At 69.0% G+C, this 26,399-nt stretch carries 30 protein-coding genes; 26 read left to right on the top strand and 4 right to left on the bottom strand.

The features are described 5' to 3' along the window. The first annotated feature begins 4 nt into the window (after positions 1–4). Both AC07FN_RS33985 and AC07FN_RS33980 read left to right on the top strand, forming a co-directional pair. Positions 5–244 carry a hypothetical protein gene (locus tag AC07FN_RS33985; protein WP_478399306.1) on the top strand — a complete coding sequence of 80 codons (240 nt, stop codon included), beginning with the start codon at positions 5–7 and terminating at the stop codon, positions 242–244. Between the two features lie 102 nt (positions 245–346). After that, positions 347–721 (top strand): nuclear transport factor 2 family protein, encoded by a 375-nt coding sequence (locus AC07FN_RS33980; protein ID WP_452614424.1) that lies wholly within the window; start codon positions 347–349, stop codon positions 719–721. Between the two features lie 36 nt (positions 722–757). Here AC07FN_RS33980 and AC07FN_RS33975 read toward each other — a convergent pair whose 3' ends face one another. Next, positions 758–1,282, bottom strand: coding sequence for a MaoC family dehydratase (locus tag AC07FN_RS33975; protein ID WP_478399305.1), 525 nt, complete (start codon positions 1,280–1,282; stop codon positions 758–760). A gap of 212 nt (positions 1,283–1,494) precedes the next feature. Here AC07FN_RS33975 and AC07FN_RS33970 point away from each other — a divergent pair, with 212 nt between their 5' ends. The 3 genes from AC07FN_RS33970 to AC07FN_RS33960 all read left to right on the top strand — a co-directional run bounded on the left by AC07FN_RS33970 (position 1,495) and on the right by AC07FN_RS33960 (position 5,644). Next, entirely contained in the window at positions 1,495–2,679 is a 1,185-nt protein-coding gene (locus AC07FN_RS33970; RefSeq protein ID WP_478399304.1) for an acyl-CoA dehydrogenase family protein, read from the top strand. A 43-nt stretch (positions 2,680–2,722) separates the two neighbouring features. After that, positions 2,723–3,613 carry a VOC family protein gene (locus AC07FN_RS33965; RefSeq protein ID WP_478399303.1) on the top strand — a complete coding sequence of 297 codons (891 nt, stop codon included), beginning with the start codon at positions 2,723–2,725 and terminating at the stop codon, positions 3,611–3,613. Between the two features lie 1,077 nt (positions 3,614–4,690). Next, entirely contained in the window at positions 4,691–5,644 is a 954-nt protein-coding gene (locus tag AC07FN_RS33960; protein ID WP_478399302.1) for a manganese catalase family protein, read from the top strand. A gap of 232 nt (positions 5,645–5,876) precedes the next feature. Here AC07FN_RS33960 and AC07FN_RS33955 read toward each other — a convergent pair whose 3' ends face one another. After that, positions 5,877–6,107 (bottom strand): hypothetical protein, encoded by a 231-nt coding sequence (locus tag AC07FN_RS33955; RefSeq protein ID WP_478399301.1) that lies wholly within the window; start codon positions 6,105–6,107, stop codon positions 5,877–5,879. A 215-nt stretch (positions 6,108–6,322) separates the two neighbouring features. Here AC07FN_RS33955 and AC07FN_RS33950 point away from each other — a divergent pair, with 215 nt between their 5' ends. Beyond that, positions 6,323–6,505: a hypothetical protein gene (locus AC07FN_RS33950; protein ID WP_478399300.1), complete on the top strand. Its 183-nt coding sequence runs from the start codon at positions 6,323–6,325 to the stop codon at positions 6,503–6,505. Between the two features lie 50 nt (positions 6,506–6,555). On the opposite strand, the gene AC07FN_RS33945 is transcribed toward AC07FN_RS33950, so the two are convergent. After that, positions 6,556–7,119 (bottom strand): hypothetical protein, encoded by a 564-nt coding sequence (locus tag AC07FN_RS33945; protein ID WP_478399299.1) that lies wholly within the window; start codon positions 7,117–7,119, stop codon positions 6,556–6,558. 387 nt (positions 7,120–7,506) lie between these two features. Here AC07FN_RS33945 and AC07FN_RS33940 point away from each other — a divergent pair, with 387 nt between their 5' ends. From AC07FN_RS33940 to hypB, 16 genes are all read left to right on the top strand, one after another. Then, positions 7,507–7,779 carry a hypothetical protein gene (locus tag AC07FN_RS33940; protein ID WP_478399298.1) on the top strand — a complete coding sequence of 91 codons (273 nt, stop codon included), beginning with the start codon at positions 7,507–7,509 and terminating at the stop codon, positions 7,777–7,779. Next, a complete protein-coding gene (locus AC07FN_RS33935) occupies positions 7,779–7,976 on the top strand; it encodes a hypothetical protein (RefSeq protein WP_478399297.1) in 198 nt (65 codons plus the stop codon). Before AC07FN_RS33940 ends, AC07FN_RS33935 begins: the two co-directional genes overlap by 1 nt. Positions 7,977–8,011: 35 nt before the next feature. Continuing rightward, positions 8,012–9,061 (top strand): NADH-quinone oxidoreductase subunit B family protein, encoded by a 1,050-nt coding sequence (locus AC07FN_RS33930; protein ID WP_478399329.1) that lies wholly within the window; start codon positions 8,012–8,014, stop codon positions 9,059–9,061. Positions 9,062–9,096: 35 nt separating this feature from the next. After that, on the top strand, positions 9,097–10,899 hold the full coding sequence (locus tag AC07FN_RS33925) for a nickel-dependent hydrogenase large subunit (RefSeq protein ID WP_478399296.1): 1,803 nt from the start codon (positions 9,097–9,099) through the stop codon (positions 10,897–10,899). Continuing rightward, positions 10,892–11,440, top strand: a complete 549-nt coding sequence (locus AC07FN_RS33920; RefSeq protein WP_478399295.1) for a NifU family protein — start codon at positions 10,892–10,894, stop codon at positions 11,438–11,440. Before AC07FN_RS33925 ends, AC07FN_RS33920 begins: the two co-directional genes overlap by 8 nt. After that, positions 11,437–12,036 carry a DUF5947 family protein gene (locus AC07FN_RS33915; protein WP_478399294.1) on the top strand — a complete coding sequence of 200 codons (600 nt, stop codon included), beginning with the start codon at positions 11,437–11,439 and terminating at the stop codon, positions 12,034–12,036. Before AC07FN_RS33920 ends, AC07FN_RS33915 begins: the two co-directional genes overlap by 4 nt. After that, positions 12,029–12,235, top strand: coding sequence for a hypothetical protein (locus AC07FN_RS33910; protein WP_478399293.1), 207 nt, complete (start codon positions 12,029–12,031; stop codon positions 12,233–12,235). The genes AC07FN_RS33915 and AC07FN_RS33910 overlap by 8 nt, the downstream gene beginning before the upstream one ends. 273 nt (positions 12,236–12,508) lie before the next feature. Next, the gene (locus AC07FN_RS33905) at positions 12,509–13,729 is read left to right on the top strand and encodes a hydrogenase maturation protease (RefSeq protein ID WP_478399292.1); all 1,221 of its coding nucleotides are present in this window, start codon (positions 12,509–12,511) and stop codon (positions 13,727–13,729) included. A gap of 238 nt (positions 13,730–13,967) precedes the next feature. Continuing rightward, positions 13,968–14,588 carry a D-sedoheptulose-7-phosphate isomerase gene (locus AC07FN_RS33900; protein WP_478399291.1) on the top strand — a complete coding sequence of 207 codons (621 nt, stop codon included), beginning with the start codon at positions 13,968–13,970 and terminating at the stop codon, positions 14,586–14,588. A gap of 41 nt (positions 14,589–14,629) precedes the next feature. Continuing rightward, positions 14,630–14,806, top strand: a complete 177-nt coding sequence (locus tag AC07FN_RS33895) for a hydrogenase assembly protein HupF (RefSeq protein WP_478399290.1) — start codon at positions 14,630–14,632, stop codon at positions 14,804–14,806. Between the two features lie 6 nt (positions 14,807–14,812). Beyond that, the gene (locus AC07FN_RS33890) at positions 14,813–15,505 is read left to right on the top strand and encodes a D-sedoheptulose-7-phosphate isomerase (RefSeq protein ID WP_478399289.1); all 693 of its coding nucleotides are present in this window, start codon (positions 14,813–14,815) and stop codon (positions 15,503–15,505) included. After that, the gene (locus tag AC07FN_RS33885; RefSeq protein ID WP_358573892.1) at positions 15,483–15,752 is read left to right on the top strand and encodes a HypC/HybG/HupF family hydrogenase formation chaperone; all 270 of its coding nucleotides are present in this window, start codon (positions 15,483–15,485) and stop codon (positions 15,750–15,752) included. The genes AC07FN_RS33890 and AC07FN_RS33885 overlap by 23 nt, the downstream gene beginning before the upstream one ends. 12 nt (positions 15,753–15,764) lie before the next feature. After that, entirely contained in the window at positions 15,765–16,892 is a 1,128-nt protein-coding gene (gene hypD, locus AC07FN_RS33880; protein WP_478399288.1) for a hydrogenase formation protein HypD, read from the top strand. Continuing rightward, the gene (hypE, locus tag AC07FN_RS33875; RefSeq protein WP_478399287.1) at positions 16,889–17,992 is read left to right on the top strand and encodes a hydrogenase expression/formation protein HypE; all 1,104 of its coding nucleotides are present in this window, start codon (positions 16,889–16,891) and stop codon (positions 17,990–17,992) included. The genes hypD and hypE overlap by 4 nt, the downstream gene beginning before the upstream one ends. 3 nt (positions 17,993–17,995) lie before the next feature. After that, positions 17,996–18,325 carry a hydrogenase maturation nickel metallochaperone HypA/HybF gene (locus tag AC07FN_RS33870; RefSeq protein ID WP_478399286.1) on the top strand — a complete coding sequence of 110 codons (330 nt, stop codon included), beginning with the start codon at positions 17,996–17,998 and terminating at the stop codon, positions 18,323–18,325. Next, positions 18,326–19,006, top strand: coding sequence for a hydrogenase nickel incorporation protein HypB (gene hypB, locus AC07FN_RS33865; protein WP_478399285.1), 681 nt, complete (start codon positions 18,326–18,328; stop codon positions 19,004–19,006). A 227-nt stretch (positions 19,007–19,233) separates the two neighbouring features. On the opposite strand, the gene hypF is transcribed toward hypB, so the two are convergent. Then, positions 19,234–21,501: a carbamoyltransferase HypF gene (hypF, locus tag AC07FN_RS33860; RefSeq protein WP_478399328.1), complete on the bottom strand. Its 2,268-nt coding sequence runs from the start codon at positions 21,499–21,501 to the stop codon at positions 19,234–19,236. A 251-nt stretch (positions 21,502–21,752) separates the two neighbouring features. On the opposite strand from hypF, the gene AC07FN_RS33855 reads away from it, so the two are divergent. The 4 genes from AC07FN_RS33855 (at position 21,753) to AC07FN_RS33840 (ending at position 26,398) form a co-directional block, all read left to right on the top strand. Next, positions 21,753–22,682 (top strand): LysR substrate-binding domain-containing protein, encoded by a 930-nt coding sequence (locus AC07FN_RS33855; protein ID WP_478399284.1) that lies wholly within the window; start codon positions 21,753–21,755, stop codon positions 22,680–22,682. A gap of 288 nt (positions 22,683–22,970) precedes the next feature. Then, positions 22,971–23,816, top strand: coding sequence for a fumarylacetoacetate hydrolase family protein (locus AC07FN_RS33850; RefSeq protein ID WP_478399283.1), 846 nt, complete (start codon positions 22,971–22,973; stop codon positions 23,814–23,816). Positions 23,817–23,874: 58 nt separating this feature from the next. After that, positions 23,875–24,801, top strand: coding sequence for a VOC family protein (locus AC07FN_RS33845; protein WP_478399282.1), 927 nt, complete (start codon positions 23,875–23,877; stop codon positions 24,799–24,801). 286 nt (positions 24,802–25,087) lie between these two features. Next, entirely contained in the window at positions 25,088–26,398 is a 1,311-nt protein-coding gene (locus tag AC07FN_RS33840; RefSeq protein WP_478399281.1) for an MFS transporter, read from the top strand. Position 26,399 lies beyond the last annotated feature (1 nt).

Genomic DNA, 26,399 nt, shown 5'->3' with positions numbered 1-26,399 from the left:
ATCCATGACCGACGAGGAGATTCCGCTCCAGCCCGTGTCCTGCCGCAGCTGTGGCACGTGCGTGCTGGTCAAGAAGAACAGCCTGGCCCACACGCTCGTGCAGTGGACGAGCGACACCGAGCAGTGCGTCGAGCTCGCGCAGAGCCCGACCGCCGACCGCGCAACGGTGCTGACGTGCCTGAAGTTGCGCGACAGCATCGAAACCGCGGTGCGCGATGGGCGAATCCGCGTTTCGCAGCCGTGATCCCGGGACGGCCGACTCCTCGCAGCCGAGGAGTCGGCCGATCCTGATCATCGCCATCAGCCCGCCGGGGCGCGGGCCGACCAGGAGAAGAGGACATCGGACATGCCGGAGCCGTCCGTCATCCGCGACGTCGTCGCGAGCTATGTGAAGGCCATCGGGACCGGGGGAGCGGCGGAGATCGCGGCGCTGTACGCGGAGGACGCCACGCTCGAAGATCCGGTGGGAAGTGAGCCGTTGCGCGGCCGGGACGCGATCGCCGAGTTCTACTCGGCCATCGAGAACCTGCGCCGGGAGAGCGAGCTGCTCGCGGTGCGGGCGGCCGGGGACAGCGCCGCTTTCCACTTCCGCGTGCGCACCGAGACGCCGGACGGGGCGGTCGAGGTCGAGCCGATCGACGTCATGACCTTCGACGAGGACGGGCGGATCACGAGCATGCGGGCGTTCTGGAGCCCCGAGGACGTGCAGTCCGCCTCGTGACGGCACGCGTCCGTTGCGGGGCACGGGTTTCCGGGGTCAGGCCAGCCAGCGGTTGAGCGTCTCGACGACGCACGCCGGCTTGGCCTGGCCCTCGACCTCCGCGGTGATCCGGATAGTCGCCTGGACCCCGCCGGGCACGTCGGCGCAGGCGAGGACCTCGCCACGGCCGCGGATGCGGGATCCGGCAGGCACCGGCGCCGGGAAGCGGACGCGGTCGGCGCCGTAGTTGACCCCCATGCTGACGCCGCGCACCGACAGCAGCTGGGGCAGGAAGTAGTTGCACAGCGACAGCGTGAGGTAGCCGTGGGCGATCGTCGACCCGAACGCGGACTCGCGCGCCCGCACCGGATCGACGTGGATCCACTGGTGATCGCCGGTGACGTCGGCGAAGCCGTCGATCCGCGCCTGGTCGATCGGGAGCCACGCGGTGGGTCCCAGCGTGGTGCCGACGGCCGCGCGGAGCTCGTCGAGCCCGTCGACGGTGAACGGGGCTGCGCCCCCGGATTCCTCGGCCACCTGTTCCTGCCCTTCCGCCGTGCCCGCGGCACCGGCCTGATCCATCTCGGCACCGGGAGCATAACTGGCCAAGCGTTTGCTTGGGAAGTTGCGCTGGTGCGGACCCGCGCCGCAGCCGCGGAAGTCCGGGCGCGCAGGTCGGTCTCGGTCAGCGGGAGCAGTGCTGGGAGCGGCCCGGAAGCCGAACCTAGCGTCTAGCGAGCCCTGGCACATCGGTGGCGGGAGCGGCCGTCTTGATCATTTCCGGAGGTGCCTGCATGGCGCACGATGTGGTTCGCCGAGTGGAGGAGGTCGCCGCCCGGCTCGCAGCGACCGCGGAAGAGACCGAACGCCTCGGCAAATTGGCGGATGAGAGCGTCAAGTTGGTGCGCGAGGCCGGGGTTATGCGGCTGCTGCAGCCGACCGACTTCGGCGGATACGCAGCCCACCCGCGCGATTTCGCCGAAGCCGTGATGGCGGTCGCGAAGGTGTGCGGATCGACGGGATGGGTGTGCGGGGTGGGCGGCGTCCACCCGTGGGAGATGGCGCTCATGGACCGCCGGCTCCAGGAGGAGGTCTGGGGGGAGAACGGGGACACCTGGATCGCTTCCCCGTACATGCCCAGCGGCGTGGCCACGCCGACCGACGGTGGCTACGTCCTCCGGGGCCGGTGGCAGTTCTCCTCCGGAACCGACCACTGCGACTGGATCTTCCTCGGTGCGATGCTCGGCGACGCCGACGGCAAGCCGGCGCAGCCGGTGAAGACGATGCACGTGGTCCTGCCGAGGAAGGACTACACGATCGTCGAGGACTCCTGGGACGTCATCGGGTTGTGCGGCACGGGGAGCAAGGACGTCGTCGTCGACGGCGCGTTCATCCCGGCGTACCGGACGATCGACGCCGATGAGGTCGCCCAGGGCGAGCTGGCCGCCGAGCGCGCCGGCCGGACCGACACGGTGTACCGGCTGCCGTTCTGGACGATGTTCCCGCTGGGCATCACGGCGGCGGTCATCGGCATCGCGGAAGGCGCGCTCGCCTGCCACCTCGACTACCAGCGGGACCGGGTCATGGCGGCCGGGACCCGGGTCCGCGACGACCCGCACACGATGTACGCGATCTCCGAGGCAGCCGCGGAGATCGCTGGATCGCGCGCCCAGCTGCTCGACGGCGTCAGCCGGCTCTACGACATGGTCGACGCGGGCCGGCCGATCAGCTTCGAGGACCGGTCGGTGGTGCGCCGGAACCAGGTGCGCTGCGCGTGGCGCGCGGTGTCCGCGGTCGACGAGATCTTCGCCCGGTCCGGCGGGAACGCGGTGCGCCGCAACAACGCGATGCAGCGCTTCTGGCGCGACGCGCACGTCGGCCTGCAGCACGCCATCCACATCCCCGGCTCGATCTACCACTCGAATGCCCTGACGTCGTTGGGCATCGAACCGGACGGGCCGCTGCGGGCGCTGATCTGACGCCGGCGACGTCCGGCACCTACGACATGAGGAGAGGAAGAGCATGACCGACATCAGCTCACTGGGCTACGTCCGGATCCGCGCCACGGATATGGACGCCTGGCGGAAGTTCGCCTTCGAGACCATCGGTTTCGCCGAGGGCAGCGGGCCGGAAGAGGACGCGCTGTACCTGCGCGTGGACGAGCGGATCGGCCGGATCGTCGTCCTGCCCGGCGATGTGGACCGGGTGGAGGCCGTGGGCTGGGAGGTCCGCGACCACCTGGGCCTCCAGCGGGTCCAAGCCGCGGTCGAGGCGGCCGGGCTCGCCCCGAAGCCGCTGACCCTGGAGGAGGCCGACACCCGCCGGGTGGAGGCGGGAATCGCCTTCGAAGCACCGGGCGGAACCCCGCTGGAGATCTTCCACGGCCCGGCGCTGGACCACAGCCCGGTCGCGACGCGGTTCGGCAACCGCTTCGTCACCGGGGCGCTGGGGCTGGGCCACGTCGTGGTGCCGGTGAGCGACCTGGACGGGGCGTACCGCTTCTACGCCGAGACGCTCGGCTTCCTGCCGAGAGGAGCCTTCCGGCTGCCGGCGCCTCCGGAATACGGCCCGGTCCGCCTCCGGTTCATGGGTGTGAACGCGCGGCACCACAGCCTCGCGCTGCTGCCGTCGCCGGATCTCAAGTCCCCGGCCCTGGTCCACATCATGGTCGAGTGCGAGACCCTCGACGAGGTCGGCCGGGCGCTGGACCGGGTCATGGAGGGCGGCTACCACGTGTCGTCCACGTTGGGGCGTCACACGAACGACAAGATGGTGTCGTTCTACGTCCGCACCCCGGGCGGCTGGGACCTCGAAGTCGGTTGCGAGGGCATGCTGGTCGACGAATCGGCCTACTCGGCGGAGGAGATCACGGCCGACAGCTACTGGGGCCACAAGTGGGACTTCAGCAGCTGACCTGACCCGAGGACGAAGCGCGGCGCGGAGGCACCCTCCGCGCCGCGCCTGGACGTCCCGCTGGATGTCTTGGACGTCGCCCGCTCCGACTGCCCGCTGTCGCCCGGCGGGAAGCCGCCCAGAACGCTGACCGCCCCGCCCGGAGCCCCGGTTCCGCCGGCGCCACCAATGCCCGCTGCTCGTCGTAGCCGTGAGGCCCGCCCGGCGCGTCGAGGCTAGATCGAAGCGCCTGCGGTGCTTCGCCCTTCGGGCCCTTCAGGCGCGTCCGGGGGCTCGGGGGGCTTGGGCTTCTCGGGACCGGGTGCGTCGGGCGCGTCCGGGCTTTCGGGTTTGCCCGGCGCCTGAGGTTTGCTCGGTGTGGTGGGCTTTTCGGGCGCCGTGGGCTTTTCGGGCCGCTCGGGTTCGCCCGGATCACCGCGCCAGCGATCGACTGCGATCTTCGATGCTCTCGACATCGTTTCCTCCCTGGAAGCCGGACATCGGTCCCTAGGTACCCATTCCAAGGCGGCGGGCTCCGCAGGCACTGGACGCCGTCCCGGCTTTGCACCGCCGCAGCGGCGTGGTCGTGTTCGAAGGGCGCGAACCATTCCTCCCAGGACACGTGCTTCAACTTCTCCCCGCCGTACCCGGGAAAGCCGATCTCCGGAACACCGTGGTGATCTCCGTGCTCCGTGCCGGCGACCTGGTGTCACCGAGTGGTCCTGCGTGGCCAGCGACTGCCCGGGATGCTGTTCGCCCTGCGGTGCCATCTTATCGGTCTCTTTACCCGAACCCAAGTCGTGAAGTCCGTGCACCCATGCGGTTTACCGCTCGACGCCACCGGCCAAACAACTGGACGAACCGTTCTCCCGATGCCCTCTGCCATCGAGTTCATACAGCAGGTTGGTTTGAGCCTGCCGCGTTGGCTGAGCGGCTCGGTCCCTCTTACCGTGGATGGTGCTCGCTCTTTGGCGGGCTTTTCCGCCGAACGTGGTTCCGGCGTCGTTGCCTCCGGCAGAGCGAGCACGTCTGAAATGGCGTCATATTCCGAGCCTTGATCTCAGCTACCCCGTTGCACTCGGCGGGGCGGGAGGTGTCATGTTCTTCCACGTCCAGCGGATGATCAACGAGATCGTTCCTGACGAGCCGGATCCCGGCGCTGCCAACGCCTTGCAGGAAGGCCTGGGCGGTCAGTTCGGTGAGATGCGGACGATGATGCAGTACCTTTTCCAGAGCTTCAACTTCCGAGGTCCCGATGCCAAGCCCTACCGAGATCTGCTGTACGGGATCGGGACCGAGGAGATCAGCCACGTGGAGCTCATCGGTACGACGATCGCGAGGTTGACCGACGGCTCGCCGCGGTACCAGGGGGCGAAGGACGAGCCGCTCGATCAACCAGCCGCGGCCGGGGCGACGCCGTTGTCGAACGCCCTGCACCAGGGCAACATCCACCACATGCTCGTTGGGGCGCAAGGTGCGCTCCCCGTCGACGCCGTCGGCAACCCCTGGTCGGGTTCGTACGTCTACAACAGCGGCAACCTCGTGCTCGACCTGCTGTACAACCTGATGCTGGAGTCCACTGGCAGGCTGCAGAAGTGCCGCATCTACGAGATGAGTTCCAACAAAACGCTGCGCTCGACGGTGTCCTACCTGATCGTGCGTGATCAAGCGCACGAGAACGCCTACGCCAAGGCGCTGGAGAGCCTCGGGGTGAACTGGGGTAAGACGTTGCCGATCCCCAAGACGAACGCCGAGCGCTTCCCGGAGGTCGCTACCCTGCTCGAGCAGGGGCTGCACAACAAGCAGTACACCTTCAGCCTCGATCACCAGTCGGAGGCGGCCAAGGTGTTCCGGGGCAGCTCTCCTTCGTCGCACGATGGTGAAGTGCTGCGCATGGCTCAGGCGCCCGAGGGAGTGCCTTTCGGCATCGCTGCGGAACGTCCTGAGGAGTTCAGCCCGGGCCTGGACCCGGGGCTGATGGAGCTCATCCAAGCCACAGCGGAAATGGAGCTCGCCGAGGCCGACGAGCCGGTCAGGTTCGGTCCCGCGTGAGCGGCGGGCGAGCCACTCCGGGGGCTTCCGCTGCGGGTGGTTTCCGCGCTCGTCGTCCGGGGTAGGCACGAGGGGCTGGCTTGGCCCCGCATCCGGTTGCCGTGGACCTTCTCCGATTGATCACCGCGTCCTGCGGGCAAGCGTTCCGGCTCCCCAGCAAATGCGTAGGGAGCCGGCTCGCTTCGTTCGACGGCTTGTCAGCCAGCGCTGAGGGCGGGTGTTGCCGAAGGCTTCAGGCATCCTCGGTCTTGAGCCGCTTCTGCAGCAGCTCCTTGCCCTGCTCGCCGGCCTTCTGGTTGTTGTGCTGGATCTTGCGGAACCATTCCGCGAGTTCTTCGTCGCCCTGCTGTTCGGCGTCCTTGATGTAGGTCTCCATGGTCCAGACGTGCTGCAGTGATTCCTGGAGGACCGTGATCAGGTTGTAGTTCTTGTCCTTGACAGGGCTGCCCGGCTTGTCGGCCATGATCTGCGCTCCAACGATCAGCTTCCTGTTTCAACCATGACGTTCCCGCCGCGCAGTCACCCCAAACGTCGACGCGGATCTTGGCAGGGGACGCGCTCAGAGCGTGTCGCGGCGCGGGTCCATCATCGTCCACATTGGACTACAGTTGCTCCTCCGGCTCGCGCTCCACCGCAGCCGGCAGATCCGTTTCGGCGTCGCCAGTGGATCTGTCGGACATGATCCCTTCTCAGGTCGACGGGCGGCGCATCGCACCGGCGACCTGCGGACTCGGCACGTGGATACCCGGCCGCCAGTCGCGCGGCACATCTGCCGGCAACGCGTTCGTCGTCGCGGTGCGGTTGCAGGTCCTGTTCGGGCGCGGGCAGATCGACTTGTGGACGTTGTGGCGGCCGCCGTAGCTTGGACGGATCGCGCAGCACCTCCGCGTCGATGCGTTCCGGGCCGGTCGTCAGGCCCGCGGGCACGCGGGTGACAACCGGATCAATATCAGGACTGCCGTGGGGCAACCGTTGATCAGCGGGAAGCGCACGATCCTGCTTCTGCACGGCAGCAGCCAAGCTGGGGGCGGAAACCGATGAGCTTCGCACCGAAGGACAGCCCACCCGGGCCCGTTGAGCCCGGCACGGAGTTCGCACGGGCTCAAGCGGTTGCCGACGCGGTGCTCTACGAGGGCTACCTGCTCTACCCGTATCGGCGTTCGTCGGGGAAGAACCGCGTGCGATGGCAGTTCGGCATCCTCGCGCCGCGCCGGTGGGTAGAGGCGGATGGCCCGGTGCCGCCGGTGGTGGCGGGTTCGGTGGAATCGTGGCAGCAGCAGACGGAATGCCTGTTCCAGGTTCGGGGCAAGCCCGAAGAGGCCGAGGCCGACATCCGGCTCCGTTTCCTGCGGGTCGTGGCGCGAACCGCCGAACGCGCTGTCGACGGCGAATTCGTCCCGGTGGATTCGTTGGACGTCGACGGCACGCGGCACCTGTCGACGGAGGAAGCCGCGCCCCAGCAGTTCGATCTGCACGCGAAGCTGTCAGAGCTCCTCGATGGTGGACTTACCCGCGAAATCGAACTTCCCGATGCCATGGAGGCCGAGCCGCTCGGCGAAAGCGGGCGGATTCTGCGGCGCTCGGAGGGCATCGCCGCGTCGCTGTCCGCCGTCGCCGAGAGGGTAGGAGACGGGGCCTACCGCCTGCGCGTGCGAGTCGAGAATCGCGATCGCGATGTGGTTGCCGAGGCGTCTCGTCCGGCGGCGCTGCGGCGTTCGCTGGTGGCCACCCACTTGCTGATCAGCGGACGCGGAATGGAGTTCTGCTCCATGATGGACCCGCCCGGCGAGCTCTCGGCAGCAGTGGCCGCCAGTCGCAACATCCACGCGTTCCCAGTCCTCATCGGCGATGACGCCGACCTGGTGCTGTCCTCGCCCATCCTGCTGCCCGATCAACCCGAGGTCGCCCCGGAAAGCCCGGGTGATCTGCACGACGCGACCGAGATCGACGAAATGTTGTCCCTGCTGACGCTCGCGCTGACCGACGCGGAGAAGCGCGAAGCGCGGGCCACCGATCCTCGTGCCGCCGAAATCCTCGACCGTGTGGACGGCATGCCGCCGGAGGTCCTTGCGCGATTGCACGGCACGATGCGCTCGCTGCGCGACGCCACCGGGGCACGAGGGGACGGCACCTGATGCAGCAGCACGACGCGGTCGACCCGATCGCACACGACCACCGCATGGTCGAGCAGCTGTGCGGGGACCACGACTCGCTCGACAGGTTGTGCGGAGGGGACGAGCGTGCCGGCGCGTTGCTGGACGAACTGCGCCAGAAGGAACTGCTCGGGTACGACCGGATACGAGATCGGTTGCAGGGGAGGCCCGCGACATGACTGCCGACGACGAGCTGGAGACGCGGAAGCAAGAGATGAGCCGCGCCGCGCGACGAAGTGGGTTCGAGGAGATCGACATCCTGTGGATCTCCGAGGGGATGAGCTGCGACGGCGACACCGTGTCGGTGACGGCGTCCGGACAACCCGCGATCGAGGACGTGGTGCTCGGCCTCATTCCGGGGCTGCCGAAGGTCAATCTGCACAACAAGGTCCTCTCGCCCACGCCCGGTGGGGAGGACTTCCTCCAGCCGTTCCGCGCCGCGGCGCGCGGTGAGCTGGAGCCGTTCATCCTGGTGATCGAGGGCTCCATCCCGAACCAGAACATCATCGAAGGTGACGGGTACTGGACGTCGTTCGGCAACGATCCGGAGACCGGTGAGCCGCTGCCGCTGAACTGGTGGCTCGACCGCCTCGCGCCGAAGGCGTGGGCAGTGGTCGCGGCCGGCACCTGCGCGACCTACGGCGGGATCCACGCGATGGCCGGCAACCCCACCGGGTGCATGGGGCTCGCCGACTACCTGGACTGGGACTTCAAGTCCCGCGGCGGCCTCCCGATCATCAACATCCCGGGGTGCCCGGTGCAACCGGAGAACTTCATGGAGACCCTGACGTGGTTGCTGTACCACGCAGCGGGAGCCGCGCCGGCGCCGCCGCTGGACGAGAAGCTGCGGCCGCAGTGGCTGTTCGGCAAGACCGTGCACGAGGGCTGCGACCGGGCGGGCTACTACGAGCAGGCCGACTTCGCCAAGGACTACAACTCGCCGAAGTGCCAGGTGAAGGTCGGCTGCTGGGGCCCGGTGGTCAACTGCAACGTGCCCAAGCGCGGCTGGATGTCCGGGGTCGGCGGCTGTCCGAACGTGGGCGGCATCTGCATCGGCTGCACCATGCCGGGATTCCCGGACATGTTCATGCCGTTCATGGACGAACCGACGGGGGCGAGCCTGTCCGGCATCCTCGTCAAACCCTACGGATCGTTCATCCGGCGGATGCGCGGCATCACCAACATGGTCGCCAACAAGGAACCGAAGTGGCATCACAAGCAGCCGGTGCTGACGAGTGGGTACAACCCACGTTGGCGTCCGTAGGCAGTGGCTGACGACGAGAGCAGGAGAACCGGACCATGGCCGATCGCGGAACGAGCGCTGAACCGAAGCAGGGCAAGCTCGTCGAGATGAACTGGGATCCGATCACCCGGATCATCGGCAACCTCGGCGTGTACACCAAGATCGACTTCGCCAACGGCGAGGTCGCCGAATGCCACAGCACGTCATCGTTGTTCCGCGGCTACTCGGTGTTCATGAAGGGAAAGGACCCGCGTGACGCGGGGTTCATCACCAGCCGGATCTGCGGCATCTGCGGGGACAACCACACGGCGTGCTCCAACTACGCGCAGCAGATGGCCTACGGGGCCAAACCGCCGCCGCTGGCGGAAACGATCGTGAACCTCGGCGAAGCGGCCGAGTACATGTTCGACCACACGATCTTCCAGGACAACATGGTCTTCGTGGACTTCTGCGAGGCGATCGTCAAGGAGACCAACCCGGCCCTGCTGCGACGGGCGGAGTCCGCCGAGGCCAAGAACCGGGATGTGCACGGCTACCGCACGATCGCCGACATCATGCGGGGGTTCAACCCCTTCGAGGGCGAGATCTACAAGGAGGCCCTGAAGATCAGCCGGGTGACCCGGGAGATGTTCTGCCTGATGGAAGGCAGGCACGTGCACCCGTCCACGATGTACCCGGGCGGGGTGGGGACGATGCCCGAGCCGACGACCTTCACCGACTACCTGTCCCGGCTGGTGCGGGTCCTGGACTTCGTGAAGAAGGCCGTCGCGCTCAACGACGACGTCTTCGACTTCTTCTACGAGGCGCTGCCGGGATACGAGGAGGTCGGCAGGCGCCGGGTGCTGCTGGGGTGCTGGGGCGCGTGGCAGAACGCCGACGTCTGCGACTACCGGTACGAGACGATGAGCGAGTGGGGCAAGGCGATGTTCGTGACGCCCGGCGTCATCGTGGACGGCGAACTCGTCACGAACGACCTCGTCGACATCAACCTGGGCATCCGGATCCTGCTCGGGAGCTCGTTCTACGAGGACTGGGTGAACGAGGAACCGTTCGTGACCCGTGATCCCCTGGGGAACCCGGTGGACATGCGCCACCCGTGGAACCAGACGACCGTGCCCGTCCCGCAGAAGCGCGACTTCGACGCGAACTACAGCTGGGTGATGAGCCCGCGGTGGTTCGACGGGCAGAACCACCTGGCCCTGGACACCGGCGGCGGCCCGCTGGCACGGCTGTGGTCCACCGCGCTGAACGGTCTCGTCGACACCCCCTACGTCCGGGCGACCGGGTCGAGCGTGCAGATCTCCCTGCCACGCAGCGACAAGCTTCCCGAGACGACGCTCGAATGGCGCATTCCGCACGACAAGGCGGGAAAGCCGCTGTCGAACGCGATCGAGCGGGACCGGGCACGGGTGTACTTCGTCGCCTACGCCGCGGCCATGGCGCTGCACTTCACCGAGCAGGCCTTGGAGCAGGTGCGGGCCGGCGACAGCCGGATCTTCACGGATTTCGAGGTGCCCGACGAGGCCATCGGATGCGGGTTCCACGAGGCGGTCCGCGGAGTGCTCTCGCACCACCTGGTGATCAAGGACAAGAAGATCGCGAACTACCACCCGTACCCGCCGACCCCGTGGAACGCCAGTCCGCGGGACAGCTTCGGCGTGCCCGGCCCGTACGAGGACGCGGTGGGCGGAACACCGATCTTCGAGGAGAACGGACCCGACGACTTCAAGGGCATCGACATCATGCGCACGGTGCGCAGCTTCGACCCGTGCTTGCCCTGCGGCGTGCACATGTACCTGGGAGGCGGCCGAGAGCTCCGGAAGGTGCATTCGCCGACCTTCGGAGGAGCGCATGCCTGACCGGAGCAGGCTCGACGACTCGGCGGTCCAGGAGCGGCTCGCCCGAGTCGACGACCTGCTCGCGACCGTCGAGCAGGCGCCGGGGCCGACCGCCGACGCGGCGATGGAATCGGTGCACATTCTGATCGAGGTCTACGGCGAGGCATTGGGCAGGGTCGTGGACCTCGGCGGGCCGCTCGCCCGAACGCTCGCCCAGGACGAGTTGCTGAAGCACCTGATGGTCCTGCACGAGATCCATCCGGATCCGGTGGCCGAGCGCGTGCGGCAGGCCATCGACGATGTCCGCCCGCACGTTGAGTCGCGCGGCGGACAGGTGGAGCTGACCGAGGTGGCGGGGAACATCGCGCGGGTGCGGCTGACCGGAGTGCACGGGAGTTGTTCGTCGACGTCCGCCGACGTGGCACAGGCGATCACCGAAACGGTGTTGGCCCTGGTACCCGAGGTAGCCGAGGTCGACGTGGCGCAGCCGGCCTCGCCATCGATGATCCCGGTGGATGCCGTGCTGAGCCGTGCCCGGGGCAGCGCCCGGAGGCAGACGTGAGGTCCGCGGCATTGGACCGCCTGGTTCGGCAAGCCCGCCGGCGTGCGGAAGGGCAGCCCTGCGATGTCTGCGGCGCGCCGGTTCCTGACGAGCACCGCCACGTGCTGGATCTGGGGCGACGGGAGCTCATGTGCGCCTGCCGGGCATGTTCGGTGCTGTTCGACCGGGATGCCGCCGGCGGCGACCACTACCGGCTCGTGCCGCAACGGCGGCAGCGACTGGATCCCGTGCCGACGGGGAGCCTGGGAGTCCCGGTCGGCTTGGCCTTCGTCACGGTGAGGTCGGACGGCACGGCAGTCGCCCATTACCCCAGCCCCGTGGGAGCCACGGAGTGGGAGGTCGATCCGCACGTCTGGCAGGAGGTCGTGGACCGGCACGCACCGCTCGGGACGATGGCCCGGGAGGTCGAGGCGCTGCTGGTGAACACCGCACGCGGGCAGCGGGAGCACTGGATCGTTCCCATCGAGGACTGCTTCCGGCTGGTCGCCGTGGTGCGCCAGGAGTGGAGCGGGCTGTCCGGCGGTTCGACCGTGTGGCCGGCGATCGAGCGGTTCTTCGCGGCGCTGGCCGAAGACCGGAGGAGTTGCGATGGGTGAGATCAGGGTAGGCAAGCAGGACGTGAAGGTGGATACGCCCAGTCACGTCCCGGGGCTGCACCAGGGGAACCGGGGCCCGTCCCGGCGGCAGGCGGGGCACCACGCCGACGGCACGGCCGACGCGCGCCGTTCGACCGGGATCCACTGGAAGCACCACAACGCGATTCTCGAGAACATGCCGAACGTCTCGCCGGGTTGATCGGGAGGGAGTCCGAATGGCGAGGAAAGTTCTTATCCTGCAAGGTGTCTTGGTCGGCGCGGGGTTGGCGGCGCTGCTGCTGAGAGAACTCCCCGGGTTGGTGCGGGAAATCAGGATGTGGCGGATGGCCATCGGCGTCCGCGGAGGCGCACGCCGGAAGAACACGACCTAGCGGCGATCGATCTGTCGAAGGGACCGGAGGTGCTTCGCGCCTCCGGTCGACACTCCGATGCTGGTTCGGCGGGCGGAATGGCTCATGGAATGGGGAGTGTGGTGCCGGATGCCGTGCTGCGCGAAGGACGTTCTGCCGGTCGGGCGAGCATGACGGGGTCGCGGATCCTGGTCGCAGGCGTGGGAAATGTCTTCCTGGGCGACGACGGGTTCGGCGTCGCGGTCGCCGCCCGGTTGGCGGAAGACCCGCCGGCGAGCGCGACGGTCGCGGACTTCGGCATCCGGGGCATGCACCTCGCGTACGAGCTGATGAACGGTTACGACGTGCTAGTCCTGGTCGACGCGGTGGCGCGTGGCGAGGTGCCGGGAACCGTCTCGGTGCTCGAACCCGACCTGGCGGCGATCGAACCTGCGGCCGGCGTGGACGGCCACGGCATGAACCCGGACTCAGTGCTCGGCTGCTGCGCGGGTTTCGGCGTGCCGCTGCGCAGGGCTCTGGTCGTCGGCTGCGAGCCCGCGGACTGCTCCTACCGGTGGGGGCTCACCGAGCCGGTGGCGGAGTCGGTCGATGCGGCCGCGGCCGTCGTTCGCGAGCTCGTCGCCGACCTGGCCGGCACGGACACCATGAGGGGGGACGGCGTGACCGCTGAACCACTTCCGGCCGTCGGGATGCGGGTCCGGCTGCGGCCTTCCCGGCGCGCCGACATCGTGGACATCGCGCTGGCGGGGAGGCTCGCCGAAGTGGACGGCGTCGAGTACGGGGCGGACGGCCGGGTTTACGTGCTCGTGTCGCTGGTCGGCGACACCGCGGCGGACCTCGGTCGCATGAGCCAACTGGGCCACCGGTTCTTCTTCGACCCGGACGAGCTCGAACCGGTTTCCGATGCGGGTGAGCGCCGGGTCCTCGTCGCAGCCCTCGGCGGCGACGCCGTCAAGCCGGGCGAATGCGAGGTGCGCACGGTTGTCGAGCACCTGCGGGGGTGCGACCTCCCGCCCGGGGTGCGGGTCGCTGATTTCGGTGTTCGCGGGCAGGACCTGGCGCGGGCGATCGAGGAGTTCGACGCCGCTGTCGTGCTGCGCGCCGGGCCGGTAGGGGAAGTCCGCTCCACCGGGCTCGCGGATCTGCCGTTGACCCCGGCTCACCGGTGCGGGCAGGTCATCGTGGTCGGCTGCGGCGACGCGGAACGCGGTGAACCGGACGGTGGAACGCGCATCGCCGGTGTGGTCCTGTCCGTTGTGGACGACGTGCTCGCCGGTCGCCCGATCCGGGGGTCCAGCGCCGGCGAAGGGGTCGTTTCAGATCGAGTACGCGGGCACCCGTGACATGACCGCCGGGGACGCAGGGCGGCGATTTCGCGCGAAATCGCCATCGATGCCCGGTCTGGGGGTGGCCGGCGCGGCATGTGAAAGCGACTCGAATGTCGTTGAGGGCAAAGCAGATCGAGTTGTCCCGGCGGAGCACCGCCTTTAGCGTCTCAGGCGCGGCGCAGGAGTTGAACTCGCTCCGCCGCGCAAGCTGCTTCGGGGGGCGCCGCATGATCGTGAGTGAGGATGTGACCTGATGCCGTGGTCCGAGGAGGCCGCCGGGCGAGCCGTCGACGAGATCTTCGAACGACGGGTGGCACCGCTGCAGGCGTTGGTGGGGGACGCCGAGCAGGTCGCACGCGCGTGCCATGCGATGGCCACCCGGTTCCACGAGGGCGGCAAGCTCATCGTGTTCGGGAACGGCGGGCCGAGCACGGACGCCCAGCACGTGGCCGTCGAGTTCGTGCATCCCGTGATCGTGGGCAAGCGGGCGCTGCCGGCGATCTCGTTGACCGCGGACGTGGCAACGGTGACCGGCGTCGCCACCGGAGCAGGCCTGGACGAGGTCTTCGCCCACCAGATCCGCCACCTCGCCGACCCCGGCGACATCGCGCTGGGCATCTCCACCGACGGCGGCTGCGGCAACGTTCTGCGCGGCCTGGCCGAAGCACGCCGGCAGGGACTGCTGACCGTCGGCCTGCTGGGTGGCGACGGCGGACGCATCGCCCGCGCCGGGCTCGACCACGTGCTGATCGCTGCCGCGCAGGACCCGCGAGTGGTCAAGGAAGTGCACGTGACGACGTACCACATCCTCTGGGAACTGGTTCACGTGTTCTTCGAACACCCGGGCGCGTTGCGGCGGGGGGCGATCGCATGACGGCTGGGGAACCCGCGGAGACCTGCCGCGGGGATTCGTGCGTGACCTGCTCGGACGAGGTCGTCGCGGTCGAGGTCCTGCGGCTGCTGGACGACGGGCTCGCGGCCGTGGCCACCGAATCGGGTGAGGAAGTGGTCAGCGTCGCGCTGGTGTCGGCTCGTCCCGGGGACACGGTGCTGGTCCACGCGGGTGAGTCGATCGGGATCGTGAAGGGGTGACCGCGCGTGGATACCGGTACTGATGCCGTGGACTCGCTGTACCCGTTCTTGTCGAGGGCGGAGGGCGATGTCGATGCGGTGCTCGACGAAGTCCAGGTGTCCACACAGGACAAGGCGCGGGAGATCGTGCACCTCCGCGGCGCGGTCCTGGACCGGTACCGCGGTGAGATCATCGCGTGCGCAACGGCGATGGCGGACCGCTTCGCCCGCGGCGGGCGGTTGCTCACCTTCGGCAACGGCGGCAGCTCCACCGACGCCCAAGACCTCGCCAGCCTGTTCCTGAGCCCGGGCCGAGCGGGGCGCGCCCTCCCGGCGATCGGGTTGACCAGCGACATCGCGGTGGTCACGGCGCTGTCCAACGACATCGGGTTCGACGTGGTGTTCGCCCGCCAGATCGGTGCCTTCGGCCGCCGCCAGGACATCGCGGTGGGCCTGTCCACCAGCGGGAACTCCGCGAACCTGCTGCGGGCTTTCGAGGAAGCCGCGCGGCGCGGGCTGCTCACCGTGGGCATCGCCGGCGACAAGGGCGGCCGGATGGCCGAATCCGAGCACATCGACCACCTCTTCGTGGTGCCGTCCGCCTCGGTGCACCGCATCCAGGAGGCGCAGACCACGCTCTACCACGCGCTTTGGGAGATGACCTTGCTGGCGTTGGACGAAACGGGAGGAGCCGCCGATGTGCCTGGCGATACCCGGTGAGGTCCTGGCGATCCTCCCGGACCGGCCGGACCTCGCCAAGGTCGAGGTGAGCGGAGTCCGCCGCAACATCAACATCGGGCTCCTCGGGGAACCACCGGAACCGGGGCAGTGGATCCTGATCCACGTCGGCTTCGCGCTGTCCACAATAGACGAAGCGGAGGCCCGCGCGGTGCTGGAGTTCTTGGAGGGCCTGGGGCAGACCTACACCGACGAGATCGACGCGCTGCAGGATTCGCGCATCGAGTGAGTGGGGGGACCGATGCGATTCGTCGACGAGTACCGGGACGCGGACAAGGCGAGAGCGCTGGCCGCCGAGATCGCCGCGCTGTGTGAGCCGGGGCGACAGTACAAGTTCATGGAGGTCTGCGGCGGGCACACCCACACCATCTACAAGCACGGCATCGAGGACTACCTGCCGGAGAACGTGCAGCTGGTGCACGGACCCGGATGTCCGGTGTGCGTGATCCCGATGGGCCGGGTCGACGACGCCATCCACATCGCGCGCCGGCCCGGGGTCCTCATGACCTCCTTCGGCGACATGATGCGCGTGCCCGGCAGCAACGGGAACTTCTTCGACTCCAACGCCGAGGACACCAACATCCGGATGGTGTACTCGCCGCTGGACTCGTTGAAGCTCGCCCGGCAGGACCCCGACCGGCACGTGGTGTTCATGGCCATCGGGTTCGAGACCACCGCCCCGTCGACGGCGATGACGCTGCTGCGGGCCGAGCAGGAAGGGCTGGAGAACTTCTCCGTCTTCGGCAACCACGTGACGATCATCCCGGCGATCAAGGCGATCCTGGACTCCCCGGACCTGCGGCTGGACGGGTTCCTCGGCCCGGGGCACGTGTCGACGGTGATCGGCTGCCGGCCGTACGAGTTCATCGCCCGGGACTACGGCAAGCCGGTGGTGGTCTCGGGCTTCGAGCCGCTGGACATCATGCAGTCGATCTACCTGCTGCTCAAGCAACTGGCCGAGGACCGTTGCGAGGTGGAGAACCAGTACAAGCGCGTGGTGCCGTGGGACGGCAACACGACCGCCTTGGAAGCGATCGCCAAGACGATGGAGCTGCGCCCGTACTTCGAGTGGCGCGGCCTCGGTTTCATCTCGCACTCGGCGCTGCGGCTCCGCGACGCCTATGCGCGGTTCGACGCCGAGCGGCGCTTCGAGCTGCCGGGCGTGCGGGTGGCCGATCCCAAGGCATGCCAGTGCGGCGAGGTGCTCAAGGGAGTCCTCAAGCCGTGGGAATGCAAGGTGTTCGGCACCGCGTGCACGCCGGAAACACCGATCGGCACCTGCATGGTCTCGCCGGAGGGCGCGTGCGCCGCGTACTACAACTTCGGGCGGTTCAGCCGGGACCGGGTCAAGGAGGCGAGCCGGACGTGAGCACCGAGCGCCGCGGCGATCTGGCCGAACTCGACGCCGAGCAGCAGGTGCTCGACCGGATCGAGAAGGCCCGCCGCCGCAAGCCGAAGGTGAAGGAGGAGCGGATCACGCTCGCGCACGGATCCGGCGGGAAGGCGACGCAGACGCTCGTCGAGGCCGTGTTCCTGGAGGCGTTCCGCAACGAAGTGCTGGAGCAGCTGGAAGACGGCGCGGAACTCGCGGTCGACGGGGGGCGGCTGGCGTTCACCACCGACTCGTTCGTGGTGTCACCGCTGTTCTTCCCCGGTGGGAACATCGGCGACCTGGCGGTCAACGGCACGGTCAACGACCTCGCGGTCTCCGGTGCGACGCCGCGGTACCTCTCGGCGGGCTTCCTGATCGAGGAGGGGTTTCCGGTCGCCGACCTGCGCCGCATCGTCGAGTCGATGGCGACCGCGGCGCGGGCGGCCGGCGTCGAGGTCGTCACCGGCGACACCAAGGTCGTGGAGAAGGGCAAGGCCGACGGCTGCTACATCAACACCTCGGGCGTCGGCGTTCTGCACACCGATCACCGGCTCGGCGTCCGCACGGCGCGTCCGGGCGATGCCGTGCTGGTCTCGGGACCGATCGGTGATCACGGCGTGACGGTGATGCTCGCCCGCGGCGAACTGGACATCGACTCCGACGTGGTCTCCGACACCGCTCCGGTGCACGGGCTCGTCGCGGACCTGCTCACCGCGGTGCCGGAGGTCCGAGCGCTGCGCGACGCCACGCGCGGCGGTGTCGCGACGATCCTCAACGAGATCGCCCAGGCCGCTCAGGTGGCCGTCGTCGTCGACGAAGCGGCGGTACCGGTGCGCACCGAGGTCCGGGGCGCCTCGGAACTGCTGGGCATCGACCCGCTCTACGTGGCCTGCGAGGGACGCATCGTCGCGGTCGTCCCGGGCGGGCAGGCCGAGACGGCGCTGGAGGCGATGCGCGCGCATCCGCTGGGGGAGCAGGCCGCCTTGATCGGGCGCATCGGTGACGATCCACCCGGGCTGGTGCTGCTGAACACGACCTTCGGCGGCACCCGGATCGTCGATCTGCTGGTCGGCGATCCACTACCGCGGATCTGCTGAGCCTTGCACGAGCTCGGCATCACCCAGAGCATCGTGGACGCCGTCCTGGAGGCGGTGGACGAGCCGGTCATCGAGCGCGTGCACCTGGAGATCGGGCGGCTTTCCGGCGTGGTGCCGGATGCGATCCGGTTCTGCTTCGAGCTCGTGGCGGATGGCACCCGGCTGTCGACGGCCGACCTGGACATCGCAGAACCGGCCGGGCGCGGCGAATGCCGCTCGTGCGGACAGGAGATCGCGATGGACGAGCTGTTCGCGCGCTGCCCGTGCGGCGGCGTCGACATCGCGATCCTCGCCGGACAAGAACTTCGGATCAAGGCCGTGGAGGTGGGGTAGATGTGCGGCACGTGCGGCTGTGACGAGGAATCATCGCGGACGGTGGTCCTGGAGCAGCAGGTGTTGGCCAAGAACGACGGGCTCGCCGCCGGGAACCGGGACCGCGCGCAGTCCCGGGGGATCGCCTTGATCAACCTGATGAGCTCGCCCGGTTCCGGCAAGACCAGCCTGCTGGCCCGCACCGTGCGGGAATTCGACGGCGCCCCGCTATCGGTCGTCGAAGGCGATCAGGAAACGGGCCTCGACGCGGCACGATTGCGGGAGAGCGGATGCCCGGTGGTGCAGATCAACACCGGAACGGGATGCCACCTGGACGCGGCCATGCTGTCCGACGCCCTGCGCGCCCTGCAACCGCCGGACCGTTCGGTGGTGTTCGTCGAGAACGTCGGGAACCTGGTGTGCCCGGCGCTGTTCGACCTCGGTGAGCGCGCCAGGGTGGTCCTCGCGTCGGTGACCGAGGGGGAGGACAAACCCCTGAAGTACCCGCACATGTTCCGCTCGGCGGACCTGGTGCTGCTCAACAAGATCGACCTGCTGCCCCACGTCGATTTCGACGTGGCCCGCTTCACCGACGCCGCGTCCACCGCCAATCCCGGCGCCCGGGTGCAGCCCCTGTCGGTCTCGACGGGGGAAGGCCTCGACGCCTGGTACGCCTGGCTGGACAAGCAGGTGCTTGCCTGAGAGCACATCCCAGAATGGGTTTGCGTGGCGGTGCCGGTAGCGGCCCCCCTGGGGGAATTACGGCCGTCGCCTGGACTCCGGGATCCCCGACTTGTGCATGACCAATACGCGGCGCTGGGGCTGTCCTCGCCGAGAACCCCGACGGGGTGGGCACTGCCTGAGAACCCGCGGCGGTGCGAGCTGAGTCCCACACCGCATGCGGCTGACGCCGCATTCCGAAACGACCCCTAGCGTCGTGCGCGGCACAGCGCCCCGGCGACGGCGGCTTGCCCCAGGCTGATCCCGCCGTCGTTGGCCGGAACCTGCGAATGCAGCAACGTGCGGAACCCGTTGCGGTCCAACAGCATCGTGACGCGCTGCAACAGCAGGGCGTTCTGGAAGACACCGCCGGAAAGGGCCACGGTGCCGATCCCGGTGGAATCCCGCAGCCGGCCGCAAACGTCCACGACCGCTGCCGCCAACCCGTTGTGGAACCGCGCGGCGATCACCGGCAGTGGCGTTGCGGCGCGGAGATCGGCGACGACCGAACGAACCAGGTCCGCGCCGCGAATGCGCAACACCGGCCCGCCACTGATCGACACCGGGTATTCGCCCGCCTCCGTTGTGTCGGCGAGTTGTTCGAGCTCGATGGCGGCCTGGCCTTCGTAGTTGATCAGGTCCCGCACGCCGAGGATCGCCGCCACGGCGTCGAAGAGCCGCCCGGCGCTGGAAGCCGGCGGCGCGTGGCGAGCCCATCGAGACAGCGCGGCGACTTCGGCCCAGTTCGCGTTGCGCTGCAGCACATCGAGATCCGGGGACAGGTTCCCGCACTCGGCGAGGTGGGCGACCGCGGCCCGCCACGGCTGCTTGATGGCGGTCGTTCCCCCGGGCAGCGGAACCGGCTCCAGATGGCCCTGCCGGCGGAAGCCGGTCAGGTCGGCGACCAGGAACTCCCCGCCCCAGATCGAGCCGTCGCCACCGTACCCGGTCCCGTCGAACGCCACTCCGAGCACGGGGCCGGATTCGCCGTTGTCGGCCAGGCAGGATGCGATGTGCGCGTGGTGGTGCTGCACCCCGACCAGCTCGATGCCGTCCAGCTCCGCCGCGTACTTCGTCGACAGGTACTCGGGGTGCAGGTCGTGGGCGACGACCCGCGGTTCGGCGTCGAAGAGCCGGCAGAAGTGCTCGATCCCGGCGGTGAAGGACCGCAGCGTCTCGTAGTTCTCCAGGTCGCCGATGTGGTGGGAGAGGAAGACGTGCTCGCCCTTGGCGACGCCGAAGGTGTTCTTCAGCTCGGCACCGCAGGCCAGCACCGGCTGCGGGAACGGCCACGGCAGCGTCACCGGTTCCGGCACGTAGCCGCGGGACCGCCGGACCCGCATCGTGCGGCCGCCGACCACGCGGACGACGGAGTCATCGGTGCGGACGTGGATGGGCCGGTCGTGGACCAGGAACGCATCGGCGATGCCGCCCAGCCGCGCGAGCGCGTCGTCATCGCGGTAGGCGATCGGCTCGTCGGAGACGTTGCCGCTGGTGAGCACGATCGGCCGGGGAAAGCGGCGCAGGAGCAGGTGGTGCAGCGGGGTGTAGGGAAGCATGAGGCCCAGCTGGTGGTTCCCGGGCGCGACGCTCGGCGCGACCGGGGCGGCGGGCAGCCGGTCCAGCAGCACGATGGGGCGTCGCCGGGACGTGAGCGCGGCTTGCTCCGCATCGTCGATCGCGCACAGCGACCGGGCCTGCTCCACCGAGGCCACCATGACCGCGAAGGGCTTGTCCTCCCGGTGCTTGCGCTTGCGCAGGGTGGCCGCCGCATCGCTGTTGGTCGCGTCCACGGCCAAGTGGTACCCGCCCAAGCCCTTCACGGCCAGCACTTCGCCGCGTGCCAAGACCGCCACCGCTTCGGCGAGGGGGTCGCCCTGAAGGGGCGCGCCGCCGCGGTCGGTCAGCAGCAGCCGCGGCCCGCAGTCCGGGCAGCACACCGGCTGGGCGTGGAACCGGCGGTTCGCCGGATCGCGGTACTCCGCCTCGCACCGGGCGCACAGGGCGAATCCCGCCATCGTCGTGTTCGGGCGGTCGTACGGAACGTCCCGGACGATGGTGAACCGCGGCCCGCAGTTGGTGCAGTTGGTGAACGGGTAAGCGGACCGCCGGTCGTCCGGATCGGTGATTTCGCCCAGGCAGTCGGCGCAGGTGGCGCTATCGCTGGAGACGAGGGCCGCCCGCGAACCGGTCGAGTCGCTGTCGACGACCCGGAACCCGGTTTCGGCCACGGCCGCGACATCGGCGACGGAGATCCGGGCCACCACCGCCAACGGCGGAGCCTGCTCCCGGAGCATGCCGAGGAACCGCCGGATGCCCGACGCCGGCCCTTCCACCTCGACGAACACGCCGTGCACGTCGTTGCCGACGTGCCCGGCCAGCCCCAGGCCGGTCGCCAGCGAGTAGACGAAGGGCCGAAAACCCACGCCCTGCACGATTCCCTCGACCCGAACACGCTTCCGGACCAATTCGCCCATCGACCCAGTCTCGAACGAATGACCACGCAACGCATCCGCGGCCAACGCCATGCCGATCGCCATCGGCGTGCTCCTGCGGTACAAGCCAACGACGAGCCCAAGCGCATCGGCGGCGAGCCCGCCCCAGCTCGACCCACCGGTTGCGCGCGCGACGTCCTGTACCGGCCAGGGCGGACAGCGCTGTGCCGATCGGGGCGCAGCCGTGGACTGGCTGGCGGCTGCGCCGCGGCCTCGCCGGTTACTCTTCGGTCATGCGGTTGAGCGGCGTCGACCTCAATCTCCTCGTGGCGCTCGATGCGCTGCTGACCGAACGAAACGTCACGAGGGCGGGCGAGCGCCTGTCGGTGGGGCAGCCCGCGATGAGCGCATCGCTGGCACGCCTGCGCAAGCACTTCGACGATCCCTTGCTGGTGCGCGAAGGCCGCTCGTCGACGCTCACCCCGCTGGCGGAATCCTTGGTGGAACCCGTTCGTTCGGCCATCGGCGCTGTCGAGGCCGTACTCGGCCGCCCGGCCGACTTCGAACCGGCGCGGGAGGCCCGGACCTTCACGATCGTCGCCAGCGATTACGTCCTGCTGGTGCTGCTGCGCCGACTGATCGCGGTGCTCGCCGTGGAAGCTCCTCGGATTCAGGTCTGCGTGAAGCCCATCACGGCCGGCTACGTCGACCAGCTTCGCCGCCGGCAGGCCGATTTCCTGATCATGCCGACGGAGATCACGGGGAAGCGCTTCGGGTTCCCGAGCGAACCGTTGTTCACCGACCGGTACGTGCTCGCGGTCGACCGGCACAACCAGGCGGTCGGCGACACGATCACCGTCGAGGAGTTCGTGGCCTTGCCCTACGCGGCTTACGCCGGTGGCACCGGGGTGCCCGTGATCGAGGCGCAGCTCGAGGAGTTGGGGATCACCCGGCGCAACGTGATCAGCACCCAGTCCTTCGTCACCGCGCCTCTGCTGCTTCGTGACACGCCCGTCGTGGGCTTGGTGCACGAACGGCTGGCGCGGCTGGTCGCCGAGCCCGCCAGGCTGCGCATCCTCGAACCCCCTGTTCAGCTGCCGCCGTTCCACGAGGCGCTCTACTGGAACCCGCAACACGCCCAGGACCCGGCACACGAGTGGCTGCGGAAGAGGCTCGTCGAGCTCGCCCGGGAACTCGACTTGCCGGGAGATGGCCCCGCCTGACTCACGGTCGCCGTGAACGCCGCAAGCATGATGGATCCGGCTCGGCGCGCTGATCGTCGGCGTCTGGAAAGCCGTGGCCGACGAGTTGTCCCATGGCCGGCAGCATCAACGCCAGTGATGCATCCCATCGGCACGAATCATTAACGTTGCTGTTGGCTGGCGTTCTAGTCTCGAGGCACACCGAATCCGGACACCGATTCCCCACGGCGTGCCCGATTCTCCGGGTGCTGTGGAACGACTCCGCGCGCCTGAACATCACTTCCGCGATCCCCTCCACAGGAGTTTGCCTTGCGCATCGCCAATCTCTCCGGTCGCCTCGTCCTGATCGCCGACGGTCGCGCGATCGATGTCGAGCAGGCCACCGGCGGTCGTTTCACCGCCGACCCGCAGGCCGTTTACGACTGCTGGGAGGAGTTCCGGGCCTGGGTGGAGGCGGCGGCGGACCTCCCGGTCGGGGTGGCCTTCGAGCCGGCCGCCCTCGGCTCACCCGTCCCCGCTCCTCGTCAGGTCCTGGCCATCGGCCTGAATTACCGGGACCACGCCTCCGAATCGGGCTTCGCGTCCCCATCGGGCCTGCCGCCGGTGTTCACCAAGTACGTCACCAGCATCACCGGCCCGGTTTCGGAGGTCACGCTTCCGCCGGGCGGGCACACCGACTGGGAAGTGGAGCTGGTCGCGGTGATCGGCGCCCGTGCCGAAGGGGTGGCCGAGGACGCTGCCTGGGAGCACGTGGCAGGTCTCGCGGTGGGGCAGGACATTTCCGAGCGGATCACCCAGCTCGCCGGGCCTGCGCCGCAGTTCAGCCTCGGCAAGTCCTACCCGGGCTTCGCACCGGTCGGGCCGTGGCTGGTCACTCCCGACGAGTTCGAGAACCCGGACGACCTCGAACTGAGCTGCACGATCAATGGCGAAGAGGTCCAGAAGTGCCGTACCCGCGAACTGATCTTCTCCGTGCCCGCTCTGATCGCCGGGCTGTCCGCGGTCCTGCCGCTGCTGCCCGGTGACGTCATCTTCACCGGAACCCCCTCCGGCGTCGGCCTCGGCCGTGATCCGCAGCGCTGGCTGGCATCCGGCGACGTGCTCGTCAGCACCGTCGAGGGCATCGGTGAACTGCGCCAGACCTTCACCGCCTGACCCGGCCGCCCGCCCGACCTGCCCTCTGACGAACAAGACGGACGAAGGAGTCTCCGCCATGGCGCTGCACCGCCTGGTCTCGATCACCATGGGGGTTCCCAACGTCGCCGAGACGGCGGCGTATTACGCCGATTTCGGCCTCTCCCCGGACGGCGACGGCTGGTTCAGCACGCGTGACGCTGGCCGTCAGCTCCACATCGTTCACACGCCAGCCCGTCGGCTGGTCGAAGTCCGCGTTGGCGCCGACACGCCTGACGACCTCTACGCCGCGGCAGCACGGCTGAAGCGTCTGGGCATCGAGAGCCGGCCCACGGGCTCCACCCTGACCGCCTACGACAGGGCCACTGCGGTACGAGCCGTGCTGGAAGTCGCCCCGCGCCTCGGCCAGCCCACCGTCCCAGCGACGGTCTACAACGGGCCCGGCCGGATCGAGCGCAGGGGCTCCCGAGCCCCCGGCATCCTGCGCACCACCCCTGTGCGGCCCCGCAAGCTCGGCCACGCCGTCGTCGGCACCACCGACTTCGAAGCGACCACCGCCTTCTTCCGCGAGGGCCTGGGTTTCAAGGCCAGCGACTTCATCAAGGACCACGGCGTGTTCCTGCGCTGTTCCACGGACCACCACAACCTCTTGGTCCTCGCGGCCCCCGTCGCGTTCCTGCACCACACCTCCTGGCAGGTAGACGACGTCGACGAGGTCGGTCGCGGCGCCACGGCGATGCTGGAGGACCACCCGGAACGGCACGTATGGGGCCTGGGCCGGCACCACGCCGGGTCCAACTTCTTCTGGTACCTCAAGGATCCCGCAGGCAACTTCTCCGAGTACTACTCCGACATGGACTGCGTCGTCGACGACCAGCTGTGGACGCCCGAAGTCCTCGAAGGCGCCAAAGGACTTTTCAACTGGGGCCCGCCGCCGCCCCCGTCGTTCCTGCACCCCGAGGACCTGGCCGCCCTCATGACCGGCACGCACAGCGCAGCCGGATGAACCCGTGGCCACGACGTCTCCACCACTCCTGACGGGGGGCGTCGCCGGCCGGACCGGTCGGCGAACCGGAGTGCGAGCCGGCCGGAAGGGGAAAGGCCGACGCGCGTGGGGGAGAGCCCGGCCCCCATGTGGCGCCGTGATGCACGCCTGTTCGGGCTACCCGAACCGAGCGGCCACCGATGGCCTCGTCTTGCAGCCGCGGCGCCGGCACGCCTGACCACACGATTCACCCTGATGCAAGGAGATCACCATGGAGAGGTCGCATGATCTGAGGCGCGCGTGGCTCATGACCGTCCTGTTGATGGCCGCCATGGCGCTCTCGTTCTGGGACAAGGCCGTTCTCGGGCTCGCGGCCGTCCCGACCATGGACGAGCTGAACCTCAGCAACGCCACCTACGGCGCCGCGAGCAGCAGCTTCTACCTGCTGTTCAGCGTCGCCGCAGTCCTCGTCGGGCTGATGGTGAACAAGGTCCGCAGCAAGTGGGTGTTCGTCGTGCTGGCGCTCCTGTGGGCCATAGCGCAGGGCTCGGTGCTGCTGACCTCCACCGCGGCGGCGCTGTTCGCCAGCCGAATCCTCATCGGCGCTGCCGAGGGGCCGGCCAATCCGCTGGCCGTCCACACCGTGCACGGCTGGTTCCCTGCGGAGCGCCGCAGCTTGCCGACGGCCCTCACCCAGATCGCCCACGGCATCGGTGCGCTGACCGCAGCGCCCATCCTGACGTGGGTCATCGTCGAACACGGTTGGCGGTGGGGCTTTCTCACCACTGCCTCGCTCAGTGCTTTGTGGGCGCTGGTCTGGGCTGTCTTCGGCAAAGACCGGCCTGCCGAGACTCCCTCCGCCCCTGTGGCTGAAGGCTCGGAAGCCACCGGAGGAACCGCCGACCTGGACGGCGAGCGCATCTCCTACCGGCGCATCCTCCTCAGCCGCACGTTCGTCGGCGCGGTCGCGATGACCTTCGCGGCTGCCTGGAGCCTCGCCGTCGTCATCGCGTGGCTGGTCCCGTTCTTCATCAAAGTCGCCGGCTTCAGCGCCTCAGCGGCGGGCAACATGGTCATCCCGCCGAACATCGTCAGCATCGTCGCCATCATCGTTCTCGGTGCCCTGTCCGGTCGGCTCATGGCCCGCGGCGTCTCCGAACGCTTCCCGCTCGGCGTCCTCACCGGCGTGACCGTGACGGTCGGCGGTGCCTGCGCCGTGCTGGTGCCCCACCTGGGCAACGCCTTCCTGCTGATCTGCGGCGTCACCCTCGCCGCCGGGCTGCCGATGGTCGCCATGACCTCGGCCTTCAACGCCGTCGGCCGGCTCTGCCCACCCGGCCGGCGGGGAGCCGTCATGGGCACCCTCAACGGCCTCTACTCGCTGGGCAGCATCGCCGGGCCGTTCGCGATGGGCCTGATCCTGGACGCCTCCTCCGATGCCGCGAGCGGTTTCGGCTTGGGCTTCACCATCACCGGGCTGATCGCCATCGCGGGCGGCGTGTGCGCCGCGTTCTTCGTCGACCCGAGCGGCGACCGCAGCCGCCTGGCCGCCCACGCCGCCACCGCACTCCAACGAGCCGGGATCGACGCCCGGACCCTGAAGCAGACGGGAGTCTGAA

The organism is Saccharopolyspora sp. NPDC045941, from assembly GCF_056431445.1.
This window is presented reverse-complemented; position numbering and strand designations above follow the sequence as displayed.

What these genes read in the sequence shown, in the direction of transcription:
- AC07FN_RS33985 (WP_478399306.1), top strand. Translation starts at nt 5, where the DNA reads ATGACCGACGAGGAGATTCCGCTCCAGCCCGTGTCCTGCCGCAGCTGT.
- AC07FN_RS33980 (WP_452614424.1), top strand. Translation starts at nt 347, where the DNA reads ATGCCGGAGCCGTCCGTCATCCGCGACGTCGTCGCGAGCTATGTGAAG.
- AC07FN_RS33975 (WP_478399305.1), bottom strand. Translation starts at nt 1,282, where the DNA reads ATGGATCAGGCCGGTGCCGCGGGCACGGCGGAAGGGCAGGAACAGGTG.
- AC07FN_RS33970 (WP_478399304.1), top strand. Translation starts at nt 1,495, where the DNA reads ATGGCGCACGATGTGGTTCGCCGAGTGGAGGAGGTCGCCGCCCGGCTC.
- AC07FN_RS33965 (WP_478399303.1), top strand. Translation starts at nt 2,723, where the DNA reads ATGACCGACATCAGCTCACTGGGCTACGTCCGGATCCGCGCCACGGAT.
- AC07FN_RS33960 (WP_478399302.1), top strand. Translation starts at nt 4,691, where the DNA reads ATGTTCTTCCACGTCCAGCGGATGATCAACGAGATCGTTCCTGACGAG.
- AC07FN_RS33955 (WP_478399301.1), bottom strand. Translation starts at nt 6,107, where the DNA reads ATGGCCGACAAGCCGGGCAGCCCTGTCAAGGACAAGAACTACAACCTG.
- AC07FN_RS33950 (WP_478399300.1), top strand. Translation starts at nt 6,323, where the DNA reads ATGATCCCTTCTCAGGTCGACGGGCGGCGCATCGCACCGGCGACCTGC.
- AC07FN_RS33935 (WP_478399297.1), top strand. Translation starts at nt 7,779, where the DNA reads ATGCAGCAGCACGACGCGGTCGACCCGATCGCACACGACCACCGCATG.
- AC07FN_RS33930 (WP_478399329.1), top strand. Translation starts at nt 8,012, where the DNA reads ATGAGCCGCGCCGCGCGACGAAGTGGGTTCGAGGAGATCGACATCCTG.
- AC07FN_RS33925 (WP_478399296.1), top strand. Translation starts at nt 9,097, where the DNA reads ATGGCCGATCGCGGAACGAGCGCTGAACCGAAGCAGGGCAAGCTCGTC.
- AC07FN_RS33920 (WP_478399295.1), top strand. Translation starts at nt 10,892, where the DNA reads ATGCCTGACCGGAGCAGGCTCGACGACTCGGCGGTCCAGGAGCGGCTC.
- AC07FN_RS33910 (WP_478399293.1), top strand. Translation starts at nt 12,029, where the DNA reads ATGGGTGAGATCAGGGTAGGCAAGCAGGACGTGAAGGTGGATACGCCC.
- AC07FN_RS33900 (WP_478399291.1), top strand. Translation starts at nt 13,968, where the DNA reads ATGCCGTGGTCCGAGGAGGCCGCCGGGCGAGCCGTCGACGAGATCTTC.
- AC07FN_RS33885 (WP_358573892.1), top strand. Translation starts at nt 15,483, where the DNA reads ATGTGCCTGGCGATACCCGGTGAGGTCCTGGCGATCCTCCCGGACCGG.
- hypD (WP_478399288.1), top strand. Translation starts at nt 15,765, where the DNA reads ATGCGATTCGTCGACGAGTACCGGGACGCGGACAAGGCGAGAGCGCTG.
- hypB (WP_478399285.1), top strand. Translation starts at nt 18,326, where the DNA reads ATGTGCGGCACGTGCGGCTGTGACGAGGAATCATCGCGGACGGTGGTC.
- hypF (WP_478399328.1), bottom strand. Translation starts at nt 21,501, where the DNA reads ATGGGCGAATTGGTCCGGAAGCGTGTTCGGGTCGAGGGAATCGTGCAG.
- AC07FN_RS33855 (WP_478399284.1), top strand. Translation starts at nt 21,753, where the DNA reads ATGCGGTTGAGCGGCGTCGACCTCAATCTCCTCGTGGCGCTCGATGCG.
- AC07FN_RS33845 (WP_478399282.1), top strand. Translation starts at nt 23,875, where the DNA reads ATGGCGCTGCACCGCCTGGTCTCGATCACCATGGGGGTTCCCAACGTC.
- AC07FN_RS33840 (WP_478399281.1), top strand. Translation starts at nt 25,088, where the DNA reads ATGACCGTCCTGTTGATGGCCGCCATGGCGCTCTCGTTCTGGGACAAG.